Source organism: Kribbella sp. NPDC054772 (assembly GCF_053611945.1).
Map to the genome: position 1 here is coordinate 1 of NZ_JBSHBJ010000036.1, position 24,440 is coordinate 24,440.

A 24,440-nucleotide genomic window follows, 5' to 3' on the forward strand; every position below is an offset into this window, starting at 1 on the left:
AGGTGCTCCAAAAGCGAGCGGGGTCTATCGATACAACTGTGGTTTTACTATATGGCGGCTTAAACCCTAGTTTGACAGAGTCGGTGTTGTCCAGAAGAACGGGTAGTGGTCGCCGGGATCGCGGGGCCGTGAGCGTGGGCGGGTTGGGCGGGCGCTCCAGGATGGGCACCACTACCCGTTCTTCGGTGCGCGTCTAGGGTTTGGCCTCGTGGACGGGATTCCGGATGTCATTGCGGGCGGGCTGCGGGTGCTGTTCTGTGGGATCAATCCGGGGCTGATGTCGGCGGAGACCGGGCATCACTTCGCGCGGCCGGGGAATCGGTTCTGGCCGGCGCTGCAGCTGAGTGGGTTCACGCCGCGGCAGCTGCGGCCGGACGAGCAGCGGGACTTGCTGAACTACGGCCTCGGGATCACCAACGTGGTCGATCGGCCGTCGGCGAAGGCCGCTGAGCTGACGCGGGCGGATCTCGTGGCCGGCGGGGAGAACCTGGTGCGGAAGGTGCACGAGTACCAGCCCGAGTGGCTGGCGGTGCTCGGCGTCACGGCGTACCGGGATGCGTTCGCCGAACGTACGGCGGCAGTGGGCAAGCAGGACCGGATGATCGGCGCGACCCGGGTGTGGATCCTGCCGAACCCGAGCGGCCTGAATGCCCACTACACGTTGCCGAAGCTCGGTGCAGCGTTCGCGGAGCTGCAGCGCGTTAGTTGAGCGCCTTACGCAGCGTCGAGATCGCCAGTTCGATCGCGGCGTTCGCGGCGTGGGTGTCGCGGAGCGCGTCCAGCATCACGAAGTCGTGGATGATCGCGGCGAAGCGGACGGCGGTCGTCGGCACACCGGCCTCGAGCAGCTTCGCGGCGTACGCCTCGCCCTCGTCACGCAGTACGTCGGCCTGCCCCGTGACGACCAGCGCCGGCGGCAGACCCTGCAGTTGCTCGGTCGTGGCGCGCAGCGGTGACGCGGTGATCTGGTCCCGCTCGGTCTCGTCGGTCGTGTACTGGTCCCAGAACCACTTCATCCCGTCCAGCTGCAGGAAGTACCCCTCGGCGAACTCCTTGTACGACGCGGTGTCGAAGGACGCGTCCGTGACCGGGTAGAACAGCACCTGCTGCACGAACTTCACGTCCCCGCGCTCCTTCGCCAGCAGCGTGAGGGCGGCCGTCATGTTCCCGCCGACCGAGTCGCCGGCGATCGCCAGCCGCTCCGCGTCCAGGCCCTGGTCCTTGCCCGAGGTGAGGATCCAGCGGGCGACCGCGTAGTTCTGCTCGAGCGCGTGCGGGTACCGCACCTCCGGCGACAGGTCGTACTCCGGGAACACCACCGCGGCGCCGGCGCCGACCGCGAGCTCACGGACCAGCCGGTCGTGGGTGTGCGCGTTGCCGAACACCCAGCCCGCGCCGTGGATGTAGAGGATCACCGGGAGCACGCCGGTGGCGCCTTGCGGCTTCACGATCCGGGCCTTGGTGCCGTCGGCGGCGGTCACCCACTCCTCGTCGACCGGAAACTTCGGGTAGTCGGTGGTCTGCACCTCGTCGACGGCCTTGCGGCCCTCCTCCGGGGTCAGCTGGAACAGGAACGGCGGCTTGGCGGTCGCTTCGGCGAAGGCCTGGGCAGCGGGTTCGAGCACAGTCATCGGAATGCCTTCCTGGCGGGATCTGAAGTGGAGAACGAGCGTTCTCCGAATATCGGGTACTCTAAGAGAACGGTGGTTCTCCGCGCAAGGTGGCGCGGGTCACTTGGGAGGCGAGAGATGGCCCTGGACACGAAGACGGCGCAGCAGCAGGTGCTCGACGCGGCTGACGCGCTGTTCTACGAGCGCGGCGTGCAGGCGGTCGGCATGGACGCGATCCGGGCGGCGTCCGGCGTATCGCTGAAGCGGCTGTACCAGCTCTTCGCGTCCAAGGACGAGCTGATCGAGGCCTACCTGGAACGCCGCGAGATCCTCTGGCAGTCGATGCTCGGCGAGCACGTCGAGGTGCAGACCGACCCACGGCGCCGGATCCTCGCGGTCTTCGACTTCCTTTACTCCTGGTCCAGCCAGCGGGACTACCGCGGCTGCGCGTTCATCAACGCGTTCGGCGAGCTCGGCGCCGTCTCGCCACGGGTCGCCGAGATGGCGTCCCGGCACCAGGAAGGCTTCCGGCAGGTCCTCTCCCAGCTCGCCAAAGAGGCTGGGGCGGAAGACCCCGACCGGCTCGCGGACCACCTGATCCTGCTCAGCGAGGGCGCGATCACCCGCGCCGCGATTTCCGGCTCGGCGGACCCGGCACTGCGCGCCCGGGAAGCTGCCACCCTCATCCTCGACGCGTCGTTGAAGAGCTGACACCGGTCGTTCGGCAGGATGGGCGCATGCGTCTGCCCGACCTGCTGCGTTCGATCGACGGTCTCTCGTACGGACAGCGCGTACGCCTGCTCGCCGACCAGGCGCCACAGCTCGCCGGGCTGCTCGACGAGCTCGGCCGCGGCACCACCTTCGAGCGCGTCCTCGGTCTCCAGATCGCCGAGGTCACCCGCGACCCGGCGTACGTCACCCGGATGCTCCGCGACGCCGATCCGGCCGTCCGGTCGCGCGCGCTCGCGGCGGTCGCCCGTGGAGTGCCGGTCACGGACGACGACCTTCGGATCCTGTACGACGACGCGCCGGCGACACTGCGTTCGCGACTCGTGTCCTTGGTACGCCGGCAGCGGCGTGAGCATCTCGCCGTACGGCTGATCGACGAGCACCGGGCGCGGTGGGGCGACGTCGCGGCGACCGGACTGCTGGACGCGACGGACCACGCGACCGTCGCGCGCCTGCTGCCCGAGCTGGCGTACTGCGTGTCGCCGAGCGGCTGGCGCGGACTCGCGAAGCACCACCCGGATGAGGTGCTGACCTTCGCGCGGGAGACGTTGCCGGCCGACGACGAGTGGTGGCAGAGCGTCGGTCATGGCGTCACCGGGATGCTGCGCCAAGACCCGGACGCGGTGCTCGCGCTGATCAAGCAGGCGGTCCCGGCGCACGATCTGCCGGTCGCGGTGCTCGACATCCTCGGTCCGCTCACCGATCGCGACCCGGGCGGCGTACTGGAACTGGTGCTCGCTCCCGACCGGCGCGGCGTGGTGCGACGGGCCCTGACCCCGGCGTTCCGACGGCGGCTGCACCGGTACTCCGACGACGAGCTCATCGCGCTCGGGCAGATCGTGTGGCCGGATCTCGCCGAGCTGCTGCACGCGTTGGCTCCGGCGCGGCGCGCGCGGATCTTCGCGGGCGTGACGCAGGGCATCGATCTGGGTCAGGCGCAGCTCAGCAGCTCGTTGCTCGACGTACTGCCGCACGCGGTGCGCTTCGAGCAGGCGCATCGGATGCTCGCCCTGCCGACGGTTCGGGAGGACGCTTCGGTGCGCCGCAGCATCACCGGACACCTGCCGTACGACGAGGCCTTCGCGCTGCTCGAACCGGACGCGGGCGACCCGGACGCGAGTGTTCGTACCTCGGTCCATCAGTCGATCGTCCGGTCGGCGCGGCGGCCCGAGCAGGTTGTGCAGGCGGTGCGGTGGGCTGCGGAGCGGGTGCGCAACGATCAGGATCCCGTTCGGCTCAACGTGGTCAACGCGATCGCGCGACTGTCGCCGACGCTACTGACGAACGAGCTGCTGGCATCGCTCGACACCTTGCTCGACGATGCGCTGAATGCGCGCGACACGTCCTGGTCGACGCGGCGCGCGCTGAGCCGATTGGCCGAGCGTTCCGTCGTGGAAGGTGCCGTAGGCAACCGTCCCGCGGTCCTGGAATGGGGCCTGCAGGCGCACGCGCGGCTCGCGGAGAACATCGGGACCCTCACGCTCGACGGACTCGTGGAGAACCTCCCGCGCGGACGTGAGGTCGAGGTGTACGACGTCCTGCGCCCGGCGATCGAGGCGGCGGCGAAGCGGAACGAGTTCGGGCTGGCGCTCGCGGTGGCGGAGGCGTTCGGCCGGCGGGCGTGGGCGCTGGAACCGCTGCAAGCCGTGCTCGAGCAGGCGGTCTGGTCGAACCAGGAGAAGACCGTCCAGCCTGCGTGCCGGCACTGGCTGAACGCGCCCTCGACGCGACGTGAGCGGGTCGAGCAGATCATCACGCGCGACGTCCGGATGGCGCGCTGGCACGCGGTGTGGTGGCTCGTCACCGAGTTGCGCACCGACCTGCTCGATCCGGTATTCGCGGCGGCCGACCAGATCCGCCGGTTCGGCCGGAACAGCCCGTCATGGGAGGTACCGAGCTACGCGCTGCGGCTGTGGCTCCCGCGCCAGCAGGCCCGGTACGCCGAGTTGCTGGTCGGCGTAGCTCGTGACGAGGGGATGCCGGACTGGTATCGGGCGTCGGCGGTGAAGACGCTCGGGCGAGTGCCGAGCGCTGGTCGGCCGGCGCTGGACGAGTTCCTTGCGAGTGACGACGTACTGCTGCAAGAGGCTGCGCTGGCTGCGCTTGCCTGGACGGAGCGGCCGGATCTGGCGATGCCGTTGCTGCTGGCGCATGCGGGTGACGATCGGGCGCGGGTCGCGGTGTACGCCGCGGCGCGGGCGGCTCGGTTCGTCCGGCCGAGTTTGTTGCCGGGGTTGCTGCAGCCGGTACTGACTCGTGAGGGCGTGAAGGTCACGTCGCGGAAGGCGGCGGTGCGGATGCTCGGCGAGCTGCGTGCTCCCGGCGCGGGCGCCGTACTGACCGAGACGTGGTCGGGCGCGCACCGGGATGTGCGGGCCGCGATTGCGCGGACGGTGTCGCAGTACCTCTTGTATGACGCGGCGGCGTGGGCGGTGTTGGAGCAGGCGGTGCATGATTCGCCGGCGACTGCGCTGGCGTTGACGGGGCGGCGAGCTTACGACGTACCGCTCGGGTATCGGTCGCGGTACGCCGACCTGTTGATTGCGGTGACGACGCGGGCCGAGCCGGAGGTGGTCGGGCCGGCGTTGCTGGCGTTGCGCGGGTGGGCTCGCTACAACACGGCTGCCGCTCAGGTGTGCGCCGACTTCATCAGCAACCTGTCGCTCCGCAGCCGAGTCTGGCGCGACGCGATCACCGCATTGGTCGCGATGGTGACGAACAGTCCGCCGACAGGGCTGGACGAGCTGGTCGAGGTGGTGCGGTTGCTGGTGCGGTTGGAGGCGAATCCGTCGCTGCCGAACGCGACGGCGGACCGGGATCATCCAGCCCGGCAACGGCTGGCGTACCTGATCTCCGAGCTGACTGCTCAGCTCAGTCGCCGCTCGGCCGAGGACCGTCAGCTGGCGATCACGGTCGCCGACGAGCTGACTGCCGTGGAGTTCCTCGACTTCCGGCTGGAACTGCTGGTCCTTGCGTCGATCGATCCGCTGGCTCTGCGGGACCTGGTCGCCGACGACCCACTGGCCGCCGCAACAGCAGCCGACCTCCTGGCCGCCCGCCTCGCCGCGACCGAACCCACCTGGACGCCCGCCGACCTACTTCCCGCCGCCGAGTCCCTCACCCGCTCCCCCGACCCATCCTCAGGCCTCCTGGCCCACACCCTCATCACCGCAGCCGCCACCCGCACCAACTGGTCCCCCGAGTGGCGCACCCTACTAATTGCCCTCCGCAACCACCCCCACCCCCACATCCGCCGCCAGGCCCTAACCCTCACCACAGCCCCGGAGTAACCCCACCACCCACAGCACCACCCGCCGGCACCACTCACCCGACTGCGCCGCTGGCCAACTCCCATCTCGGCCGCAGCGGCGAGCAAGTGAAGACGTCCTCCTCCCCAGGCCGCATCACCAACCGCGGACGTTTATTCGGAGGTCTTCTGTTCTTCCGCCTCGCGGGCGCGTTTGCGGCGTTTGCCTTCGTGCATCGCGGCGACTCGGGCGACCGGGATCGCGCGACCTTCCTCGAGTACGTCGGCAGGGATGGACTGCGGCGCCGGCAGCTGATCGGCCCACGGGTCACCGGAGCCGAGGAGCCGAGCGGCGTTGCGCACGGTGAAGTCGCGCGGGCTGACGTTCTCGAGCTCGTCCCAGCCCACCGGGAACGACACCGTCGTACCGGGCCGAACCCGCGGGCTGTACGCCGCCACGATCGTCGCCCCGCCGCTGCGCGTGGAGTCGACGAACACCTTCCCGTGCCGGTCCTCCTTGATGTACGCCGTCGTCGCGACCGCCGGATCGAGCTTCTCCGCCCGCGCCGCGATCGCCCGGGTCGCGGCGGCCGCGTCCTCGATCGACACCGTGTCGTCGATCGGCACGATCACGTGCACGCCCTTCGCGCCGCTGGTCTTGACCGCGCCCGCCAGACCGGAGTCGGTCAGCGCCTGCCGTACGAGCAACGCGGCCCGCACCGCCATCGTGAACGTCTCGCCCTCCGGTGGGTCCAGGTCGAGGACGAGATGCGTGACCCGATCCCACCGGTCGGCCCGCATCAGCGTCGGGTGGTACTCGACCGCGCGCTGGTTGGCGAACCACAGCAGCGTTCGCCGGTCGTCGCACAGCGCGTACGACACCTCCCGCTTGGACGCCTCCGCCCAGACCTGCACGGTCTTCACCCAGTCGGGTGTGTACTTCGGGACGTTCTTCTGCATGAACTTCGGCTGCCCCGGCCGTATCCGCACCACCGAGAGCGGCCGTTCCCGCAATTCGGGGATCATCCGCTCGTGCACGGCGTCCAGGTAGTCGACCAGATCCCGCTTGGTCGCCTCGGCCCCGTCGAACAGCGGTTGATCCAGGTTGGTCAGATCGACCCCGTCCCGCGTCTCATCCGGCTTACTCGCCATTCCCAGAGCTTAGAAGGCGGAGCAGGGTATCGAGAACCACCTTTTCTTCTCCGGATTGGAGAGTCTGCGGGTTGAGCGCGATCGCGTCGGCGGGGAGACCGAACGTTCCGACGGAGATGCGCGGGTCGCCGTCGAAGAGCTGCCGGACCAGCTCGTCGCGGTCGCGGTCGAGCCGGAGTACGGCGCGACTGTGCGGCTGACCCGCCTCACTCGGGTACCCACGCTCCACCGCAACGCCCGGCAGACCCTGCAGTCCCGCGATCCACCCGTCGACCACGCGTTCGTAGCCGGCCAGCATCTCCTCCTCGTCCTGTTCCAGCGTCCACTCCACGGCCGCGAGCAGACCCATCAGCTCCTCCTTCCCCACCTTCATCCCCCGCCCGATCTCGTGCTTGGGCGAGGTGTGCGCCCGGATCCGCTCGATCAGCCACCGCTTCCCCAGCACCAACCCGCTGGCCTGCGGCCCACGCAGTCCCTTCCCGCCGCTCACGATCACCGCATCCGCGCCGACGTCCCGAGTGAACCGCCACAAACTCGCGACGGGTGGAATCTGCGCGGCCGCATCCACAAGCACGGGTACGCCGACCTCGCGAGCAACCCGCACCACGTCCTCGATCGGGAGCGCATCCTTGGCGTAGTGCGCTCCCGCCATCCACAGAACGCAGGCGGGTCGGCGAGCGAGCGCCGTACGCAACTCGTCCTCCGACGGGCCCACCTCGACGACGCCGGGGCCGATGAAGCGGGCGGAGTAGTCGTAGCCGTTGCGTTGGCTCGTGAACATGACGATCTCGGCGTCAAGCGGGAACGCCTGCGAGTCGGTGGTGATGCAGGCCGCAACAGTCAGCGTGATCGCGGCCGCTGCGCCGGAGGTCACGTACCCCGCCTCGTTGTGAGTGAGCTCAGCCAGCCGCTCCCCCACCCGCTCGTTCAGCTCGGGCAGGTCGACGAACTGCGCCGCCGCGTCGGCCATCGCCTTCACGACAGGCGGCGGCATCAACGACCCGCCCAGCACGGTGACCGTCGCGTTGGCGTTGATGACGGGACGGACCCCCAGCGGATTCATGCGACGAACTTCGACATCGCCGGTACGCCGGAGCGCCCAGCCAGCCACGCGTCGAGGAAATCGTTGTCGGTCCCGTCCAGGTGAGTCACCTTGTACACCTCAGGATCCGGCAACGCGGAGAGCAGCGCCGTACACCAGTCCTCGTCATCCACAGACACCAGTGTGCGACCGGCGACCGCCGGGGCGTGCCGCGCGGGATCGAAGTACGACAGGGTTGTCGACAAGGCATCAATCGACGAGCCGGCGCGGAGGTGGTCGTTCAGCTCCTCCAGCGGGTAGAGACACGACCTCAGCCGCGCCTCCATCGCGCGATAGAACAGCAAGTCGGTCACCCGAACCGAACCGAACCCGGGCCGCCGCGCCGCCGTCAGTACCGCCAGGTCGTCACCGCTCACCGCGACCCGCGCCGGATCCACCTCGCCCAGCCCCATCAGGAACTCCGCGGCGCGCAGACAGTCCGCCGCGATCCCGCGATAGATGTACGTCGACGCGTCGTCGACTCCGACCGTCAACAATCCCGGGTACGCCGCCGAGAACCCCTCGTCCGCGAGCCGTTGACCGCGGTGCATCAGGCTCAGGACGACGTACCGGCTCCGGTCGTTCGGGTGCGGGATGTTGTTGACGCTGCCGTAGCGCGGGGTGATGAGCAGCCCGGGGAACGGCCCGTCGCCCTTCGGGATGCTGAGATTGCCGTAGACGCGGTACGGGCCCGTGCTGGTCAGGCGGACGCTGTAGAAGGTCGCTTCGTCGGTCGTGCGCGCCGGCACCACGTCGAGCACCGGCCGACCGGGGATCGCCGCGAGTTCGTCGTCCACCGCGGCCCAGTAGCTGTCGAAGGTCATCAGTTCACCGTCCCGGGGTGAGGTGCTCGGCAAGGAAGTTCTCCACGATCCGCATCACGTCCGGAAGTCCGGCGTGGTGCGCGCAGTGCGGGTACGTGTGCAGCGTGGTCTCACACGTCAGCACGCGCTCCAACGCGAACCCGGTTTCCGGCGGACACACGTCGTCCTCCATCCCGAGGTACAGCAACGTCGGCGCCAGCACCTTCGGCGCGAAGTTCAGCCCGTCGTAGTACGCGACCGTCTCCCGCACCCGATCGACGTCCTTCGGGTGGATCCGCAGGTACTCGTTGATCTCCTCGTACGGGTACGACCGGGTCAGCGTCGGCGCGGTCATGATCCCGCACAGGTACGGCGCTCCCGCCGCGACGCACCGGATCACGTCCGGCATCAGCGCGGCCGTGGAGATCCCGAGGCCACCACCTTGGCTCGACCCCTGCAGTCCGATCCGCTGACTATCGACCTCCGGGTGATCCAGCAACACCTCGACCGCCCGGACGACATCGAGATAGAAGCCGCGGTACCCGTAGGTGTTGGGGTCCACGATGTTGTGCGTCAGCAGCCCCGGATAGCCCGGGTTGAACACGTCGTTCGACCGCAGCTTGCCGCGCGGCGCGACCGCGAGGGCGACGTACCCGAGCTCCGACCACTCCTTCGGGATCGTCGGCTCGGAGATGTAGCCCGGGATCGTGACCAGCGCGGGGAACAGCGCGGGTCCGGACCGCGGCACGGTCAACCAGCCCGCGATCCGCAGACCGCCGTAGCTGGTGTAGTGCAGGTCGTAGACCAGCACCGTGTCGGTGGACAGGTTCGGCATCTCGGTGAGCACCGGGTCGAGCGGGTACGACGCGCAGTCGGCCAGGCCGGCCGCCCAGAAGTCGTCGAAGTCGGCCGGTAGTTCGACCTCGACCGTCGCGTTCTCGGGGTCTCTCAAGAGTGTTCCTTTCGCTGGGGTGCATGGAGGGCGGTGCCGTCGGACGCCGTGAACAGGTGCAGGCGGTCCGGGTTGAAGCCGACGTACACCGAGCTGTCGTGGCCGAGCCGGAACGGGGTCGGGACACGCGCCTTGATCAGCTCGCCTTCGATCCGGACCGTGACGAGGACGTCGGGGCCGAGTGGTTCGGAGACGAAGACCTTGCCGGGCCGATAGCCGTCGACCGGGGTGGTCGACAGCCTGATGTCCTCCGGCCGGATGCCGAGCACCACGGCGCGGTCGTCGGGCGGTGTGATTCCCAGAGCGCCGGCCGTGAGGGGTTGGCTGAGGGTGGCGGAGCGGAAGGTCCGGACGCCGTCGACGTCCGCGAGCTCGCCGGTCACGAAGTTCATCGGCGGGGAGCCCATGAACGACGCGACAAAACGGTTCGCGGGCCGCTCGTAGATCTCTTCCGGGGTCGCGCACTGCTGGACGACGCCGTCGCGCATCACGGCGATCCGGTCCGACATCGTCATCGCCTCGACCTGGTCGTGCGTGACGTAGATGAACGTCCGGGCCACGTCGACGTGCAGCCGCTTGATCTCGGCCCGCATCAGCACCCGCAGCTGGGCGTCCAGGTTCGACAGTGGTTCGTCGAGCAGGTACGCACCGGCGTCGCGGACGATCGCGCGTCCGAGCGCGACCCGTTGCCGTTGACCTCCGGAGAGTTCGCGGGGCTTGCGGTCCAGGAGATCCTCGATGTCCAGGGTCCGCGCGGCCCGCAGTACCTGCTCGTCGATCGTTGCCTTGGGCACGCGCATCATCTTGAGCGCGAAGCCGATGTTCTGCCGGACCGTCTTGTGCGGGTAGAGCGCGTAGCTCTGGAACACCATCGACACGTCCCGCTTGTTCGCCGGCAGCCAGCTGACCGGCTTGCCGTCGAAGAAGATGTGACCCTCGGTGGCACGTTCCAATCCGCAGATCATCCGCAGGGTTGTCGACTTTCCACAGCCGGACGGGCCGACCAGCGTGAGGAACTCCTGGTCCTCGACGGTGAGATTCAGATCGTCGACAGCCACCTTGCCGCCGAACGCCTTGCTGACACCTTCCAAACGCACTTCAGCCATGTCGTCAGCCCTTCACGGATCCGGCGGCCATGCCCTGCACCAACTTGCGCTGGAAGAGCAGGGCGAGCAGCAGGGGTGGGACGACCGCGAGCACACCGGCCGCGGCCATCACGGTGAACTGGGTGTTGAAGTCGGTGGCGAAGTTCGCGGCCACCACCGGGATCGTCTTCGCCGCCTTCGTACTGGTCAGGAACAGCGCGAACATGAACTCGTTCCAGGCCGTCATAAACGCGAACACCGCGGCCGCGACCAGCCCCGGTGCCGCCACCGGCAGGAACACCGTCCACATCGTCCGGAACCAGCCGCACCGGTCGACCCGCGCGGCCTCCTCGAGCTCCCGCGGTACGGAGCGGAAGAAGTCCTTGAGGATCCAGATCGTGATCGGCAACGCGAACGTCGTGTACGACAGGATCAGCGCCAGGTAGGTGTCCAGCAGCCCGAACGACCGCATCAGCAGGTAGAACGGGATGATGATCGCGATTCCGGGCACCATCCGGGTGAGCAGGTACAGCAGGAGCAGCAGCTGACTCCCGCGGAACTTCAACCGCGAGAACGAGTACGCCGCGAACGTCGCCAGTACGAGGTTCAGTACGGCGGTCGACGACGCCACGATCAAGCTGTTCCGCAACGAGGACGGCGTCTCCGACACCGCCCGCCCACCGACCAGCTGTTGCGACTCGTTCGGGTGCACGAAGCCGAGGTAGTTCTGCAACGTCGGATGCACCGGAACCCAATGCGGCGGCACCGCGATCGCATCCACCTCGTGCATGAAACTCATCGCGACGATCCAGTAGAACGGCAACGCCAAATACAACGCGAAGCCCACGGCCAACACGTAGAGCCCGATCTTCTTCCAGGGAATCCGATAGCGCAGCGGAGCGCGGACGAGAGTGCTCATACTTCGAAATTCCCCTTTCGGTAGAGGAGACCGATGTACCCGATCGAGATCAGCAGCGTGATGGTGGTGATGACCCACGCGTACGCGCTGCCGAGGCCGACGTCGGTGAAGGTGAGGACGGTTTGTACGTCGAGGAGCGCGATCGTGGTCGTGGCGTCGCCGGGGCCGCCGCCGGTGAGGACGTAGATCGTGTCGAAGGCGCGGAACGCGTTCATCGTCTCGAGGATGAGCACGATCAGCAGCGGGTGCAGGAGCCAGGGCATCGTGACCTGGGTGAAGCGTCGCCAGGCGCCGGCGCGGTCGACGGTCGCGGCGTCGTACAGCTCCGAGGGGATCGTCGACAATCCGGCCAGCAAGATGATGACCGAGAACGGGAGGGTGTTCCAGACCTGCGCCAGCGCGGTGAAGAAGAACGCGCCCGTACCTGACGTCAGCCAGGCGTGGTAGTCGTCGATCAGTCCGAGTTGCGAGAGCAGGCCGTTCAGCGCGCCGGTCTTCGCGTCGAAGATCGTCCGCCACATCAGGCCGTTCACCACCCCGGGCATTGCCCAGGGCAACAAAGCGAGACTGAGCAACAGACCGCGGCCGCGAAACCGCTCGTTCAGCACCAGCGCCAGGATCAGAGCGAGTGCGACGGTCAGCCCGAGCACCACGAGCACGAACAGCGCGGACACCTTCAGTGCGGACAGGAACGCGTGGTCGGTGAGCAGCGCCTTGTAATTGTCGAAGCCGATGAACCGCTTGGCCCGTGGGCGTTTCAGGTTGTTCTTCTGCAGGCTGACGTAGAAGGAGTACCCGATCGGATAGGCGACCAGCAGGGCGATCACCACCATCGCCGGGGCGTTCAGCGCCCAGGCCTTGGCGTCGTCGCCCAGCGGCCGGCGTTCAGCGAGCGCGACCATGCTCAGGAGTACTTCTTCTTCAGGGTGCCGACCGTCTGCGCGAGCGAGTCGACCGCCGCGCCCGGCTGGGTCTGATTGCTCAGCACTCCTTGGACGACCTTGTGCATCTCGGTCTCGAACTCGGTGTACCAGGGCACGCCGAGCACGTTGCGCGGCTTGGCGATCTCCGCGAGATGCGAGTAGATCGCCGGGTCCGCGAACTTCTTCAGCGCCGCGGTGATGGCCGGATCGTCGACCATCCCCTTGTAGGCGAACCCGAGTCCACGCTGCAGGAACCAGAACTTCGCGGTGTACGGCTGCTTCTTGTCGTCGTACCCGCCGAGATATGTCAGCAGCTTGAACGCGTTGTCCTTGACCTCGGTGTCCTTGGCCAGCCCGTACATCCGGGTGTTGCTGACCGTGGCGTGCTCCTTGCCGTCCAGACTCGGTACCAGCGCCATCCGGATCTTGCCCGCGGCCTTGGACTTCGCCGGGTCGTTGTAGTCCCGGCTCGCGTACCGCGCGCCGATCGTGTAGGCGTACCGGTTCGCCTTCATCGCGTTGTCGACCGGGACCGGCAGCAGCTGCAAAGACGCGGGATCGATCACCTTGGACTTGTTCGCGGCCTGCTGCAGCCAGGCGAACACGTCCTTCACGACGGTGTCCGACGTGTTCATGATCGGGTTCTGCTGGTCGTCGAACAGGTTCCCGCCGCTCCCGAAAACGAGCGCCCACACCCAGGACCACCAGGTGTCGGACAGCTGCGCGGGCAGACCGATCGGGTACTGCAGCAGACCGGCGTTCTTGATCTTCACCGCCTGCGCCTCGAGCTCCTCGAGACTGGCCGGCGGTTTCGTGATGCCGGCCTTCGCGAGGATGCCGGAGTTGTACGTCAGGCAGTTCGCGTCGGTGTAGTACGGCAGTCCGTACCGCTTGCCGTCGTACGTCATCGCCTCCGCGTTGCCCGGGTAGATCGCGCTGTAGACCTCGTCGACGCCGGGCAGGCCGTCGAGCGGTTGCAGGTAGTCGCCCTCGACCCAGGCCGCGAGCGAGTCGTCGTACACGTAGAGCGCGTCCGGGCCGCCGCCACCGGTGAACTCGGCGACGACCTTCTGGACGTACTGCGCACTCGTGATCGGGGTGTAGTTGACCTTGATCGTGCTGGTCTTGGTGAAGTTGTCCAGGTTCTGCTGAACCAGCGCGGCCTCGTAGTCCCAGCCTTCGAACTTCACGCTGCCGTCGCCGGAACCACCGGCTCCGGACTTGTCGTTCGAGCAGGCGGCGAGCAGGGCGGGTGTCGTGAGTCCGAGACCGGCTAGCTTGAGGATGTGGCGGCGGGTGAGCTCCATGGTTGTGCCTCCAACGCTTGGGCGATGCGCAGTCGGTACAGACGCGTCGGGCGTCCTTTGGCGTGGTGCTGGGCAGTTCCCTCGACGCTCACCAGGCCGCCTGCGTCGAGAGTCCGGATCAGCCGGCGTCCGCTCTGATCCGTGATGCCGAGATGACCGGCAAGCTCTCCAGGCGAGAGCGTGCGGCCTTGCAGTTCCTGGTCCAGCGCGGCCAGCCGCGAGACGGTGGTGGCGCTCAGACCGACGGACTTCGCGAGCTGTTCGACGTCGTCGCCGTGCTCCCGGTACGAGAACCGGAGCGCCTCGCCGGCCGGCCCCATCGGGCCGATCACGACGCCGCTGTCCTCGAACAGGTACGCGCACGGTTCGTCGGCGAGCTCGGCCCGCGCGGCGGCCTGCTCGGCGAGCAGGACACAGTTGCGGGCCGACACACCGACACCGAAACCGGCCGAGACCTGCGCCCCGAGCGCCGCGGCGGCCTCGGCCAGCGCGGGTACGGCGACCCAGTTGCGGGTGATGCGCTCGAACAGCGCCTTGTGGGCGAAGACGACCACACCGCGGCGCCCGCGGTTCTCGATCCAGGCGCCGGCGAACTCGGGGGTGTTCAGCAGGTGGTTCATCAGGCCGATCCGCGCGCGGTCGGAGTCGACGGCCTGCGAGATCAGGAACACGCCGGCGGCGAAGCGTTGCGCGCTGGCCCGCTCGGACTCGATCCGGAGCGCGAGCTCGTGCAGTTCGGTGCGGATCGTGGCCGGCACCGGCATCCCGCTCATGATCGGGATCTGGCCGGCGAGCTGGTCACGTACGGCGGCGCGCACGCTGATCACGTAGCTGCGCTCACCGAAGCGCTCGAACGCCTCACGGTGGAACGCGACGATCTCCTCGACGCTCTGGGTCGGTGCGTAGGGCAAGCAGTCGATCTGGTCCTGGTCGAGGTCCAGCGCGGTGGCCACCGCGTCGACCGCTTCGGCGGGGAACGTGTCGATGCTGACCGGCGTCCGGCCCCAGCCGCGTTCCTGGGCGCGGTAGAGCGCGAGCGTCAGGTCGAGCGCGGACGAGCGGATCACGCCGACCGGTAGGCCGGGCGGCAGCAGTTCACGGCTCGCCGTGTACGGCACCGGACCGGCGAGGAAGCCGTCGAGCCGCGTCGTACTCAGGAACTCGGCGACCTTGTCGCGGACCTCGTCCTCGTGGTCGTAGCTGACCCACTCGAGGTCCACACCGCGGAGCGTGCGCGCGGCGTCGTGGAACAACTCGTGGTGGGTCACGTGGGTGACGACCCCGATCACGATGTCCACGGGCACTCCTTTAACGAACCATGTTCGGAAGTGACTCGTAAATCCAATGCCGTCCAAGGTCCCCCGAAACAAGTGTTTGGGTCAAGGGATCGTGCAGGTTTTGTTCAAGAACCCCACCCGTGGTCTCTCCTACGATCTGGTCCATGCCAGACAACGGAGCAGTGCTCGTCACCGGTGGGCTCGGGATGATCGGCGCCCAGACCGCCCGCGCGCTCGTCGACCTCGGTCGCGACGTCATCGTCACGTCGCACCGGCGCGCCGACGTACCGTCGTTCCTGGAGGGCCGGGTCACGGTCGAGTCCGTGGACGCGACAGACCGGGACGCGTTCCTCGCGCTCGGCACGCGGCACCGGATCGGCGACATCGTGCACCTCGCCGGGAGCATCCCGGGCGCGGACCCGGTCGCGTACTTCCGCGCCGACACGACGGCGCTGCTGAACGCGCTCGATGCCGCCCGTGAGTGGGGCGTCCGCCGGTTCGCCGTGGCGAGCAGCATCGGCAACTACATCGGGCGTCCCGAGATCCCGTGGCACGAGGATCTCGCGCTGCCGGCCGCTGACCTGCCGCTGCTGATCATCGCGTTCAAGAAAGCGGTCGAGCCGCTGACGACCCACAGTCTGCAGGGCACCGGCGTACAACCGGTCCTGTTGCGGATCGGCAGCATCTGGGGACCGCTGATGGACCCGGAGTCCCCGTTCAACCCGATCCCGCCGTACATCAGCGCCGTACTGCGCGGCGAGACACCGAAACCCTTGTACGCCGACGACGGCGGCGACTCGTGCTACGCGCCGGACACCGGCCGGGCGATCGCACTACTGACCGCCGCGGAGGACCTCCCGCACACGATCTACAACGTGTCGAGCGGCCGCCCCGTCCACAACCGCGAACTCGTCGAGGCCCTCCGCGCCCTGAAGCCCGACGCCCCACTCGACCTCCTCCCCGGCCGTGCCAACGGCCCCGGCGAGGACCCGTACCTCGACATCACCCGCCTCACGAAAGACACCGGCTTCACCCCCGAGTACAACCCAGCCAAAGCCGTCGCCGACTACCTCACCTGGCGCGCCGCCAACGCCCGCTGAAGGTGTCGAAATTCGGGGTGCTCGGCCAGGGCAAACAACTCTTGGCCGACCTGCCCGCCATCCGCCTCGCGTCCACCGGCGGCAGCGTGTCCCCCACCGGCCACCTCCTCGCCGACTACCGCGTCCTGCACTAGATAACGCGTCGGCGCTTCGGTTGGATGGTGGGGTGGAGCTTGTTCTGCTGTGCGGTACTGCGTTCTCCGGGAAGAGCACCGTGGCGCGGGCGCTCGCGCCGATGCTGCCCGCGAGCATCGTCAGTCTCGACGAGATCAACGAACGCCGTGGTCTGTGGGGCGGCGACGGGATCCCGGTCAAGGAATGGCTGCGGACCCACCAGTTCGCGTCCGACGAGGTGCGCGCGCTGCTGGCGGGCGGTACGTCGGTGATCGTCGACGACACCAGCTCGCCGCGCTTCCTGCGCGATGGATGGCGGGCCCTGGCAGCGGAGGCGGCGGCTCGGTTCACGCTCGTGTACGTCGACGTGGATCACGAGACCGTACGTCGTCGGCGCGCGGCCAATCAGGCGGATCCGCGACGTCGCGATGTCGCGGATGGCGTCCTGGACCAGCACCTCGCCGACTTCGAACCGCCGGCCCCGGACGAGCACGCCGTACGGATCAGTCCTGCTGACAACCTGAAGGACGCGCTCAGGAGTGCAGGGTGGGGCGGTAGGTGAGTTCCATGGTGTTGCCGTCGAGGATGTGGGACTCGAGGAGTTCCAGGTCGTAGTCGGCGGCGTTGTGGAAGATCGGGTCGGCGCCGGTCTTGCCGCTGATCACCGGGAACACGGTCACCTGCACGCGGTCGACCAGGCCGGCGGCCATCAGCGAGCGGTTGAGTGCGACGCTGCCGTGCGAGCGCAGCGGTACGTCGGACTCTTCCTTGAGCCGGGCAACGACCTCGACGGCGTCGCCGGGGACGAGCGTCGCGTTCTTCCACTGCAGCGGGCCTTCGAGCGTGTTCGACACCACGGTCGTCGGGACGGTGAACATCCGCTGGTTCACCGGATCGTCGACCGTGGACTCGTTCGCGTTCGGCCCGAGGATCTCGACGAACTGCCGGTACGTGTTGCCGCCGAGCACGACCCGCTGGTCGGCGCTGACCTGTTCGAGCCGGCGCTTGAGGAACTCAGGCCCCTGCTTGCCCCAGTACCCACCCCAGTCGCCGTTCTCGTCGTACGACCCGAAGCCGTCCAGCGTGCAGAAGATGTCGAACGTGTACGTCGCGGTCATGATCTCTCCTCAGTACGTCGTGGTGTCCTAACACCCTCCCTACGAACGAGTCGAGCCAAATCCGACAAGCCGACTCCGAGCATCCACCAACCACTCTCCAGCCCGCCAACAAGACCCCGCCCGCGCGACCCCGCGCCCGCGCCGCCGCATCGACCACATGCCTGTGCCGCCGCCACCCGCGCCGGTCCCGCTGGCGCGTTTGAGGGGCCGGCCCCCCAAACGGAGGGAGGACCCGCCAGATTTTCGGGGGTCAACCCACACTTTGAGGGGCCGGCCCCTCAAAGTGCACGTGGCCGGCGCGGGGTCGGGCGGGGCGTTCGTGCCGGGCGTTCGTGCCGGGGCGTTCGTGCCGGGGCGTTCGTGCCGGGGCGTTGGTGCCCGGGGCGGGTTAGCCGCCGGAGACGCCGAGTTCTGCGTCGGCGAGGTCTGCGGTGAGGCCGTCGGTGTCGTCGAGCCAGCCGTGTGGGAGCACGATGTGGTCGCGGGGACTGCCCTGACGGCCGCGCGGCGCGCCGAGCTCGGCGACCGGGAACGGCACTGACGGGTCGAGCTCGGAGAGCAACGAGTCCAGCCGGGCCAGTGAGTCGACCATGCCCAGCGCGGCCCGCAGCTCGCCGCCGGCCGGGAATCCCTTGAGGTACCACGGCACGTGCTTGCGGAAGTCGCGCAGCCCGCGCTCCTCCCCCATCAGGTCCGCGAGCAGCTCACCGTGCCGGCGCATCACGACCGCGACCTCGCCCAGCGTCGGCAGGTTCAGCGCCTCGCCGCCGCCGAACGCGACCGCGAGATCGCGGAACAACCACGGCCGCCCCAGACATCCACGCCCGACGATCACACCCGCGCACCCGGTCTCGGCGACCATCCGCAGCGCGTCGCCGGCTTCCCAGATGTCGCCGTTGCCGAGCACCGGGATGTTCACGTGCTGCACGAGTTCGGCGATCTTCGTCCAGTCCGCCCGACCCGAGTACGCCTGCGCCGCCGTACGTCCGTGCAAACCGATCGCCGCGGCACCGGACTCCTCCGCGATCCGCCCCGCGTCGAGGTACGTCTGGTGATCGCTATCGATCCCGATCCGGGTCTTCATCGTCACCGGGATGCCGTACGGCGTCGCCGCCTGCACCGCCGCGCGCAGGATCGCGCCGAGCAGGTTCCGCTTCCAGGGCAGCGCGGCGCCGCCGCCCTTGCGCGTCACCTTCGGGACCGGGCAGCCGAAGTTCAGGTCGATGTGCGCGACGCCGTACTCGTCGCAGAGGATCTGCACCGCACGCCCGATGTAGAAGGGATCCACGCCGTACAGCTGCACGGACCGCACGGTCTCGCGGGCGTCGAACGTCAGCATGTCGAGCGACTTCTGGTCACCCTCGACGATGCCGCGGGACGTGATCATCTCGCAGACGTAGAGCCCGGCGCCCTGCTCGGCGCAGAGTCGCCGGTACGCCGCGTTCGTGATGCCCGCCATCGGCGCCAGCACCACCGGCGTCTCGATCGTGAGGTTGCCCAGCGCAAGCATGTCAGGCCTTCGCCACCAGCACGCGACCGTCACCGGAAACCTGTGCCTTGTAAGGCTGTACGGCGTTCCCGGTCGTCGTCACGTCGCAGGCGATCGGCTCGCCGGAATGCTTGACCACGGCAACATCATCCATTGTGCAGGTCACCTTCGCGGCGTCGGTGACGGTCCGCAGGACGGCGTCGACGACCTTCGCCTTGACGATCGCGACCGACTGCGAGGTGAACTTGTACGACGCGGAGTACTGCTTCGCGTCGACCGTCAGCGTGCCCTGGTAGGACTTCCCGGCGTACGTCACCGTGCAGGTCAGCTCGTGGTCGCCGGCGGTCTCGACCTTGTCGATGCCGGGGCACTTCACGGTCGTGGTGGCCGCCTTACCGGCCGCGACCTGGGCCTGCTTCGAGATCGCGAACGTGATCCGCTCGGCGAGCGGCGCGTCCTCGGCCGGCTCACCGGTGACCTTCGGCGTCGGCCACGGCTTGGACGGCGTCGGCAGCGCGGTGAGCGTCGGCGTCGACGCGGTCGGGATCGGGGCGCTGGACGGCGCTGTGCTGGACGACGGTGCCGAGGTGGCCGGCGAGGAACCGGCGTCCGGCTTGCTGTCCGAGCAGGACGACAGCGCGAACACGGCCACGGCGGACAGCCCGAACACGACCGCCCCGAAGCGAACCCGACCCCGCAGCAGCTTCATCGTCAGCAACCCACCAGGCGCTGGGCGAGGTAGCCGGTGACCTCGGTCAGGGCGACCCGCTCCTGCTTCATCGAGTCCCGCTCCCGGATCGTCACGGCCTGGTCGTCGAGGGTGTCGAAGTCGACGGTGATGCAGTACGGAGTACCGATCTCGTCCTGCCGGCGGTAGCGGCGGCCGATCGCGCCGGCGTCGTCGAAGTCGACGTTCCAGCTCTGCCGCAGCTCGGCCGCGAGATCGCGCGCCTTCGGCGACAGGTCCGCGTTGCGGGACAACGGCAGTACGGCGGCCTTGACCGGCGCGAGCCGCGGGTCGAAGCGCAGTACCGTCCGCTTGTCGACACCGCCCTTCGCGTTCGGGGCCTCGTCCTCGGTGTAGGCGTCGAGCAGGAACGCGAGCACGTTGCGGGTCAGGCCGGCCGCGGGCTCGATGACGTACGGCGTCCAGCGCTCGCCCTTCTCCTGGTCGAAGTACGACAGGTCGGCGCCGGAGTGCTTGGAGTGCGTGGTCAGGTCGAAGTCGGTGCGGTTCGCGATGCCCTCGAGCTCGTCGAACTCCTTGCCGCCGAAGTTGAACCGGTACTCGATGTCGACGGTGCGCTTCGAGTAGTGGCTCAGCTTCTCCTTCGGGTGCTCGTAGAACCGCAGGTTGTCCGCGCTCAGCCCGAGGCCGGTGTACCAGTCCCAGCGGGCCTTCAGCCAGTACTCGTGCCAGTCCTCGTCGGAGCCGGGCTCGACGAAGAACTCCATCTCCATCTGCTCGAACTCGCGGGTCCGGAAGATGAAGTTGCCGGGGGTGATCTCGTTGCGGAAGCTCTTGCCGACCTGGGCGATACCGAACGGCGGCTTCTTCCGCGCGGTGCCCATCACGTTCGCGAAGTTGATGAAGATGCCCTGCGCGGTCTCCGGGCGGAGGTAGTGCAGACCGTCGGCGGACTCGACCGGGCCGAGGTAGGTCTTCAGCAGGCCGTTGAACATCTTCGGCTCGGTGAAGGTGCCCTTGTTACCGCAGTTCGGGCAGGCGATCTCGGCCAGCTTGACCTCGTCGACGTCCTTGTTCTTACGGCGCGCGTAGTCCTCGCGGAGGTGGTCGTCGCGGAACCGCTTGTGGCAGGACTGGCACTCGGTCAGCGGGTCGACGAACTCGGCCAGGTGGCCGGAGGCCTCCCAGACCTGGGTCGGCAGGATCACCGAGGAGTCCAGGCCGACGATGTCGTCGCGACCGGTCACCATGCTCCGCCACCACTGGGTGCGGACGTTGTTCTTCAGCTCGACACCGAGCGGTCCGTAGTCCCACGCCGACTTGGTACCGCCGTAGATCTCGCCGCACGGGTACACGAAGCCTCTCCGCTTACTGAGGCTGACGACGGCATCGACGCTTTCCACGGGCACTTCGACTCCAGAACGGGCACAGTTGGGGTACGGAAGGGATCAGGCTATCGGTCCGGGGCGGCACCCATCGAATCCGTGCTAAGGAAGCAAGTCTTCGTAGGCAGACGGCTCGTCGAGCGCCTCCGACAACAACGGCACCGCCGTCATCTTCACCTCGAACGGCGACAATGCCCGACGGTAACTCCCGACGTTCTCGAACTCCAGCGTCAGCGCCAGCAACTCGGGGTCGTCCACGTTCCGCCCGGTCCGCGCGGCGACGAACCCCTTCTGCTGTCCCAGCACCTCGACCGCGGCCTGTAACCGCTCCCCGAACCCGGCCTGTTCGGACTCCGCCACCCGGAACCTGATCACCACGAACACCCGGCTCACCTTACGCGAGGCGCACAGCTCGCGATCAGCACTTCCCCCGCGCGGGGCCGCCGCCGCACAGTGGCGGTATGCCCGATCGTGTGGTCGGCCGGATCCGGGAGCTCAGCACCCTGACGGGCCTGCTGGCCGAGGTCGAGCGCGGCCACGGCCAGGGCGCGCTCCTGATCGGTGACGCCGGCATCGGGAAGTCGGCAACGGCGACGGCCTTCGCGGACACCGCCAGTGAGCGTGGGTACGCCGTCGCGTGGGGCCGGTGTCCCGAGATCGAGACCCTGCCGTACTGGCCGTGGCGCCAGGCGTTCCGTGCACTCGGCCTCTCGACCGCGCTGCCCGACGACCCTGGAACCAGCCGGACGGGTGTGTTCGCCACCGTGGCCGACCAGCTGGCCGCCGCCACCGCGGAGCGGCCTGTGGTGATCATCCTGGAGGACATCCATCTCGCCGACCGACCGGCGCTCGCACTGCTCCGCTTCGTGGTCGGTCTGCTGCCCGAGCTGCGCTGTCTGCTCCTAGTCACCAGCCGTGACAACGCAGTGGACGTCACTGAGTCAGCTGCCGAGGCTCTCCGCGCACTGCCGCCGTCCTTCGTCCGGCTGCCGCTTGCCGGCCTCGATCGGGCCGCCACCGGCCAGCTCGTCACGCAGGTGCTCGGCTCCGCGGAGTCCGACTACACCGACGCCGTACACACAAGGACCGGTGGCAACCCGTTCTTCGTCCAGGAACTCACCCGCTGGCACGCGGCGCGCGGTACGACGTCCTCCGAGATACCGACCGGCGTACGTCAGGTGCTGGAGCGCCGCCTCGCGCGTCTCCGCCAGCCGACGTACGACGTCCTCGCCACGGCCTCGGTGCTGGGCGAGGACCTGCCGCTCGACCTGCTCGCGGATGTCGAGGAGACGACGCCGACGGACCTGCTCGACGTACTCGAGGATGCGGTCGCGGCGCGGTTGGCCGAGGTCGAGGGCAATAGGGTGCGCCTCGCCCACTCGCTGGTTCGTGAGGTGGTGTACTCCGGCCTCGGTGTGCACCGCCGGTCAAAGCTGCATTACCGGGCCGCTGAGTTGCTGAGTGATCGGAAGGACGCTGACGCGGGGCAGGTCGCTGCGCACTATCGCAACGCAGTTGGCCAACCAGATGCGGCTGAGCGGTCTCGAGAGTTCGCACTGGTCGCCGCACGTGCTGCACAACGGCAGTCCGGCTACGAACAGGCAGTCCGGTTCTACAGATGGGCCGACCTCGACAATCCGGTCGTCCAACTGGAGTTGGGTGCAGCACAGGTGTTGGCCGGCGAGCTGGCGACCGGACGGGACACGCTGCGAGCCGTAGCTCGTGCAGCCGCCGCAGATGGTGATGCGGAGACCGTGGCGCGGGCAGTGCTCGCGATGGGCGGTGGTGTCGGCGGTTTCGAAGTAGATCTCAGCGATGGCGAGCAGACAGCGCTTCTGGCAGACGCCGTACCGCTGTTGCCGGACGGTGCGCTCAAGGCCGCGACGATTGCTCGTCTTGCGCTTGGCCTGAGTCCGACCGATCGCGGAGACAGGTTGCGACAGCTGGCCGACGAGGCGGTACGAATGGCTCGGTCGGCAGGTGATGTCCGGGCCGAGGTGGCTGCGTTGGCGGTGTGGTGCGATGTGTTCGCTGGGCCTGACCACGTGGCCGAGCGGGCTGTTGCGGCCGCGCGGATGTTGGCCATCGCCACTGGGGACTTGGCGTTGGTTCTCCTGGCCCGACGGCTTCTGGTGGTTGCTCTGCTGGAGCAGGGGCGGTTTGCCGAGGCCGACGTACACATTGCTGCCTTTGCTCGGGCGGTACTACCTCTGCGACTTCCGCTGTACAGCTGGCTGGTGCCTATCTGGCGAGGCATGCGGGCGTTGATGAGCGGTCGGCTGGACGAAGTGCAGTCATGCATCGCTCAGGCCACCGAGTTGGCCGAGGAAGCGGACAGCGTCAACGCACGACTCATGGTGTTCGCCTTGCGCACAGCGCATGCCGATGCCATCGGCACCGTCACAGAGCTGCGGTCGTACGTCGAGTCGGTGATGGCACCGTTCGCCGGTAATCCCATGGCCGACGGGCCGTCCGCCTACTACCTCGCCCGAGCCGGAGCGACGGAACAGGCTCGCAGCATCGTGCGGTACCGCGTGCATGACGGCCTGGACGCCATCTCGCGGGACGCAGAGTGGCTGGAGTCGTTGGCGTTCCTCGGTGAGGCAGCCGGAGTACTGGGCGAGGAGGAGGCCGCGCGGCTCGCGTACGACGCGCTGACGCCGTACGCCGGGCTCTGGGTGGTCGACGGAATCGGTGGCGCGTGTCTGGGCAGCGTGGAATTGTTCCTGGGACGACTGGCCGCGCAACTCGGCAAACCGGAGGCGCGGCAACTACTGGAGACTGCACTAGAAGCGCACCGGACGGTTGGCGCGGAGACTCTGGTTGCCAAGACCGAGAAGGCCCTTGCTGAGCTCGGCGTCACTCCTGTGCGTACGTCGACGGACACAGGTGAACTGCGACGGCTCGGAGCGAGCTGGGAAGTGATGTGGCGTGGCGTCACCGCACATGTCCCGGACTCCAAGGGCATTCGTGACCTGGCCACCCTGCTCGCGCGGCCGCGCACTCCGGTGAGTGTTCTCGACCTCTCAGGTCCGGGCCGGGTCCAGGATGCTGATCTGGGCCCAGTGCTCGACGACCAGGCGCGAACGGCGTACCGGAAGCGGCTGCGAGAGCTGGAGGACGACCTGGCCGACGCAGCGGCCGACAACGATCTGGGGCGCGTTGAGACGCTCAGCACCGAGAGGGACTTCCTGGCGCGGGAGTTGGCCGGTGCACTGGGGCTCGGCGGTCGAGCGCGCTCCGCCGGCGATCCGGTCGAACGCAGCCGAAAGGCGGTCTCGATGCGCATCGGGGTCGCGGTGAAGGCGATCGAGCGCGCCCATCCCGCACTGGGCCGGCATCTGCGCGTGTCGGTGCGCACCGGTCGCCAGTGCGTGTACGAGCCGGAGAACGACGTCACTTGGCATTGCCAGTCGTCAACTGGCGCCTGAGGGGTGAAGGCAATTCCAGCAAGGAGGGGC

At 68.4% G+C, this 24,440-nt stretch carries 22 protein-coding genes; 7 read left to right on the plus strand and 15 right to left on the minus strand.

Going from position 1 to position 24,440, the window contains the following annotated elements:
- Positions 1–208: 208 nt before the first annotated feature.
- On the plus strand, positions 209–709 hold the full coding sequence (mug, locus tag ACWGID_RS35140; RefSeq protein WP_452203656.1) for a G/U mismatch-specific DNA glycosylase: 501 nt from the start codon (positions 209–211) through the stop codon (positions 707–709).
- On the opposite strand, the gene ACWGID_RS35145 is transcribed toward mug, so the two are convergent.
- Positions 702–1,631 carry an alpha/beta hydrolase gene (locus ACWGID_RS35145; protein WP_452203657.1) on the minus strand — a complete coding sequence of 310 codons (930 nt, stop codon included), beginning with the start codon at positions 1,629–1,631 and terminating at the stop codon, positions 702–704. The two genes, mug and ACWGID_RS35145, sit on opposite strands and share 8 nt — an antisense overlap.
- Before the next feature lie 117 nt (positions 1,632–1,748).
- Between ACWGID_RS35145 and ACWGID_RS35150 the strand changes: the two genes are divergently transcribed.
- Together ACWGID_RS35150 and ACWGID_RS35155 are read left to right on the plus strand one after the other, a co-directional pair.
- The gene (locus ACWGID_RS35150) at positions 1,749–2,321 is read left to right on the plus strand and encodes a TetR/AcrR family transcriptional regulator (protein WP_452203658.1); all 573 of its coding nucleotides are present in this window, start codon (positions 1,749–1,751) and stop codon (positions 2,319–2,321) included.
- Positions 2,322–2,347: 26 nt separating this feature from the next.
- A complete protein-coding gene (locus ACWGID_RS35155) occupies positions 2,348–5,629 on the plus strand; it encodes a hypothetical protein (protein WP_452203659.1) in 3,282 nt (1,093 codons plus the stop codon).
- Between the two features lie 131 nt (positions 5,630–5,760).
- Here the strand turns inward: ACWGID_RS35155 and ligD are convergent, their stop codons facing one another.
- From ligD to ACWGID_RS35200, 9 genes are read right to left on the minus strand one after another with little or no spacing between them, the layout of a single operon-like run.
- Positions 5,761–6,738 carry a non-homologous end-joining DNA ligase gene (gene ligD / locus ACWGID_RS35160; protein WP_452203660.1) on the minus strand — a complete coding sequence of 326 codons (978 nt, stop codon included), beginning with the start codon at positions 6,736–6,738 and terminating at the stop codon, positions 5,761–5,763.
- Positions 6,728–7,801: a hypothetical protein gene (locus ACWGID_RS35165; RefSeq protein ID WP_452203661.1), complete on the minus strand. Its 1,074-nt coding sequence runs from the start codon at positions 7,799–7,801 to the stop codon at positions 6,728–6,730. The genes ligD and ACWGID_RS35165 overlap by 11 nt, the downstream gene beginning before the upstream one ends.
- Positions 7,798–8,643 carry an acetylxylan esterase gene (locus ACWGID_RS35170; RefSeq protein WP_452203662.1) on the minus strand — a complete coding sequence of 282 codons (846 nt, stop codon included), beginning with the start codon at positions 8,641–8,643 and terminating at the stop codon, positions 7,798–7,800. The genes ACWGID_RS35165 and ACWGID_RS35170 overlap by 4 nt, the downstream gene beginning before the upstream one ends.
- A 4-nt stretch (positions 8,644–8,647) precedes the next feature.
- Positions 8,648–9,574 carry an acetylxylan esterase gene (locus ACWGID_RS35175; RefSeq protein ID WP_452203663.1) on the minus strand — a complete coding sequence of 309 codons (927 nt, stop codon included), beginning with the start codon at positions 9,572–9,574 and terminating at the stop codon, positions 8,648–8,650.
- The gene (locus tag ACWGID_RS35180; protein ID WP_452203664.1) at positions 9,571–10,680 is read right to left on the minus strand and encodes an ABC transporter ATP-binding protein; all 1,110 of its coding nucleotides are present in this window, start codon (positions 10,678–10,680) and stop codon (positions 9,571–9,573) included. The genes ACWGID_RS35175 and ACWGID_RS35180 overlap by 4 nt, the downstream gene beginning before the upstream one ends.
- A 4-nt stretch (positions 10,681–10,684) precedes the next feature.
- Entirely contained in the window at positions 10,685–11,578 is an 894-nt protein-coding gene (locus ACWGID_RS35185; RefSeq protein WP_452203665.1) for a carbohydrate ABC transporter permease, read from the minus strand.
- Positions 11,575–12,480: a carbohydrate ABC transporter permease gene (locus tag ACWGID_RS35190; protein WP_452203666.1), complete on the minus strand. Its 906-nt coding sequence runs from the start codon at positions 12,478–12,480 to the stop codon at positions 11,575–11,577. Before ACWGID_RS35190 ends, ACWGID_RS35185 begins: the two co-directional genes overlap by 4 nt.
- Before the next feature lie 2 nt (positions 12,481–12,482).
- Positions 12,483–13,808, minus strand: coding sequence for an ABC transporter substrate-binding protein (locus ACWGID_RS35195; protein WP_452203667.1), 1,326 nt, complete (start codon positions 13,806–13,808; stop codon positions 12,483–12,485).
- Complete coding sequence (locus tag ACWGID_RS35200) at positions 13,775–15,106, minus strand: hypothetical protein (protein ID WP_452203668.1); 1,332 nt, start codon at positions 15,104–15,106, stop codon at positions 13,775–13,777. The genes ACWGID_RS35195 and ACWGID_RS35200 overlap by 34 nt, the downstream gene beginning before the upstream one ends.
- 143 nt (positions 15,107–15,249) lie before the next feature.
- On the opposite strand from ACWGID_RS35200, the gene ACWGID_RS35205 reads away from it, so the two are divergent.
- From ACWGID_RS35205 to ACWGID_RS35215, 3 genes are read left to right on the plus strand one after another with little or no spacing between them, the layout of a single operon-like run.
- Complete coding sequence (locus tag ACWGID_RS35205) at positions 15,250–16,185, plus strand: NAD-dependent epimerase/dehydratase family protein (RefSeq protein WP_452203669.1); 936 nt, start codon at positions 15,250–15,252, stop codon at positions 16,183–16,185.
- Positions 16,186–16,187: 2 nt separating this feature from the next.
- Positions 16,188–16,319, plus strand: coding sequence for a hypothetical protein (locus ACWGID_RS35210; RefSeq protein WP_452203670.1), 132 nt, complete (start codon positions 16,188–16,190; stop codon positions 16,317–16,319).
- A gap of 32 nt (positions 16,320–16,351) precedes the next feature.
- The gene (locus ACWGID_RS35215) at positions 16,352–16,861 is read left to right on the plus strand and encodes an AAA family ATPase (protein ID WP_452203671.1); all 510 of its coding nucleotides are present in this window, start codon (positions 16,352–16,354) and stop codon (positions 16,859–16,861) included.
- Here the strand turns inward: ACWGID_RS35215 and ACWGID_RS35220 are convergent.
- The 5 genes from ACWGID_RS35220 to ACWGID_RS35240 all read right to left on the minus strand — a co-directional run bounded on the left by ACWGID_RS35220 (position 16,833) and on the right by ACWGID_RS35240 (position 21,363).
- Complete coding sequence (locus tag ACWGID_RS35220; protein ID WP_452203672.1) at positions 16,833–17,417, minus strand: dihydrofolate reductase family protein; 585 nt, start codon at positions 17,415–17,417, stop codon at positions 16,833–16,835. The genes ACWGID_RS35215 and ACWGID_RS35220 overlap by 29 nt on opposite strands.
- Before the next feature lie 388 nt (positions 17,418–17,805).
- Positions 17,806–18,927 (minus strand): tRNA dihydrouridine synthase DusB, encoded by a 1,122-nt coding sequence (dusB, locus tag ACWGID_RS35225; RefSeq protein ID WP_452203673.1) that lies wholly within the window; start codon positions 18,925–18,927, stop codon positions 17,806–17,808.
- Between the two features lies 1 nt (position 18,928).
- Entirely contained in the window at positions 18,929–19,615 is a 687-nt protein-coding gene (locus tag ACWGID_RS35230) for a hypothetical protein (protein ID WP_452203674.1), read from the minus strand.
- Positions 19,616–19,617: 2 nt separating this feature from the next.
- Positions 19,618–21,003: a glycine--tRNA ligase gene (locus tag ACWGID_RS35235; RefSeq protein ID WP_452203675.1), complete on the minus strand. Its 1,386-nt coding sequence runs from the start codon at positions 21,001–21,003 to the stop codon at positions 19,618–19,620.
- 78 nt (positions 21,004–21,081) lie between these two features.
- On the minus strand, positions 21,082–21,363 hold the full coding sequence (locus tag ACWGID_RS35240) for an antibiotic biosynthesis monooxygenase family protein (RefSeq protein WP_452203676.1): 282 nt from the start codon (positions 21,361–21,363) through the stop codon (positions 21,082–21,084).
- Positions 21,364–21,440: 77 nt separating this feature from the next.
- On the opposite strand from ACWGID_RS35240, the gene ACWGID_RS35245 reads away from it, so the two are divergent.
- On the plus strand, positions 21,441–24,410 hold the full coding sequence (locus tag ACWGID_RS35245) for an ATP-binding protein (protein WP_452203677.1): 2,970 nt from the start codon (positions 21,441–21,443) through the stop codon (positions 24,408–24,410).
- Positions 24,411–24,440 lie beyond the last annotated feature (30 nt).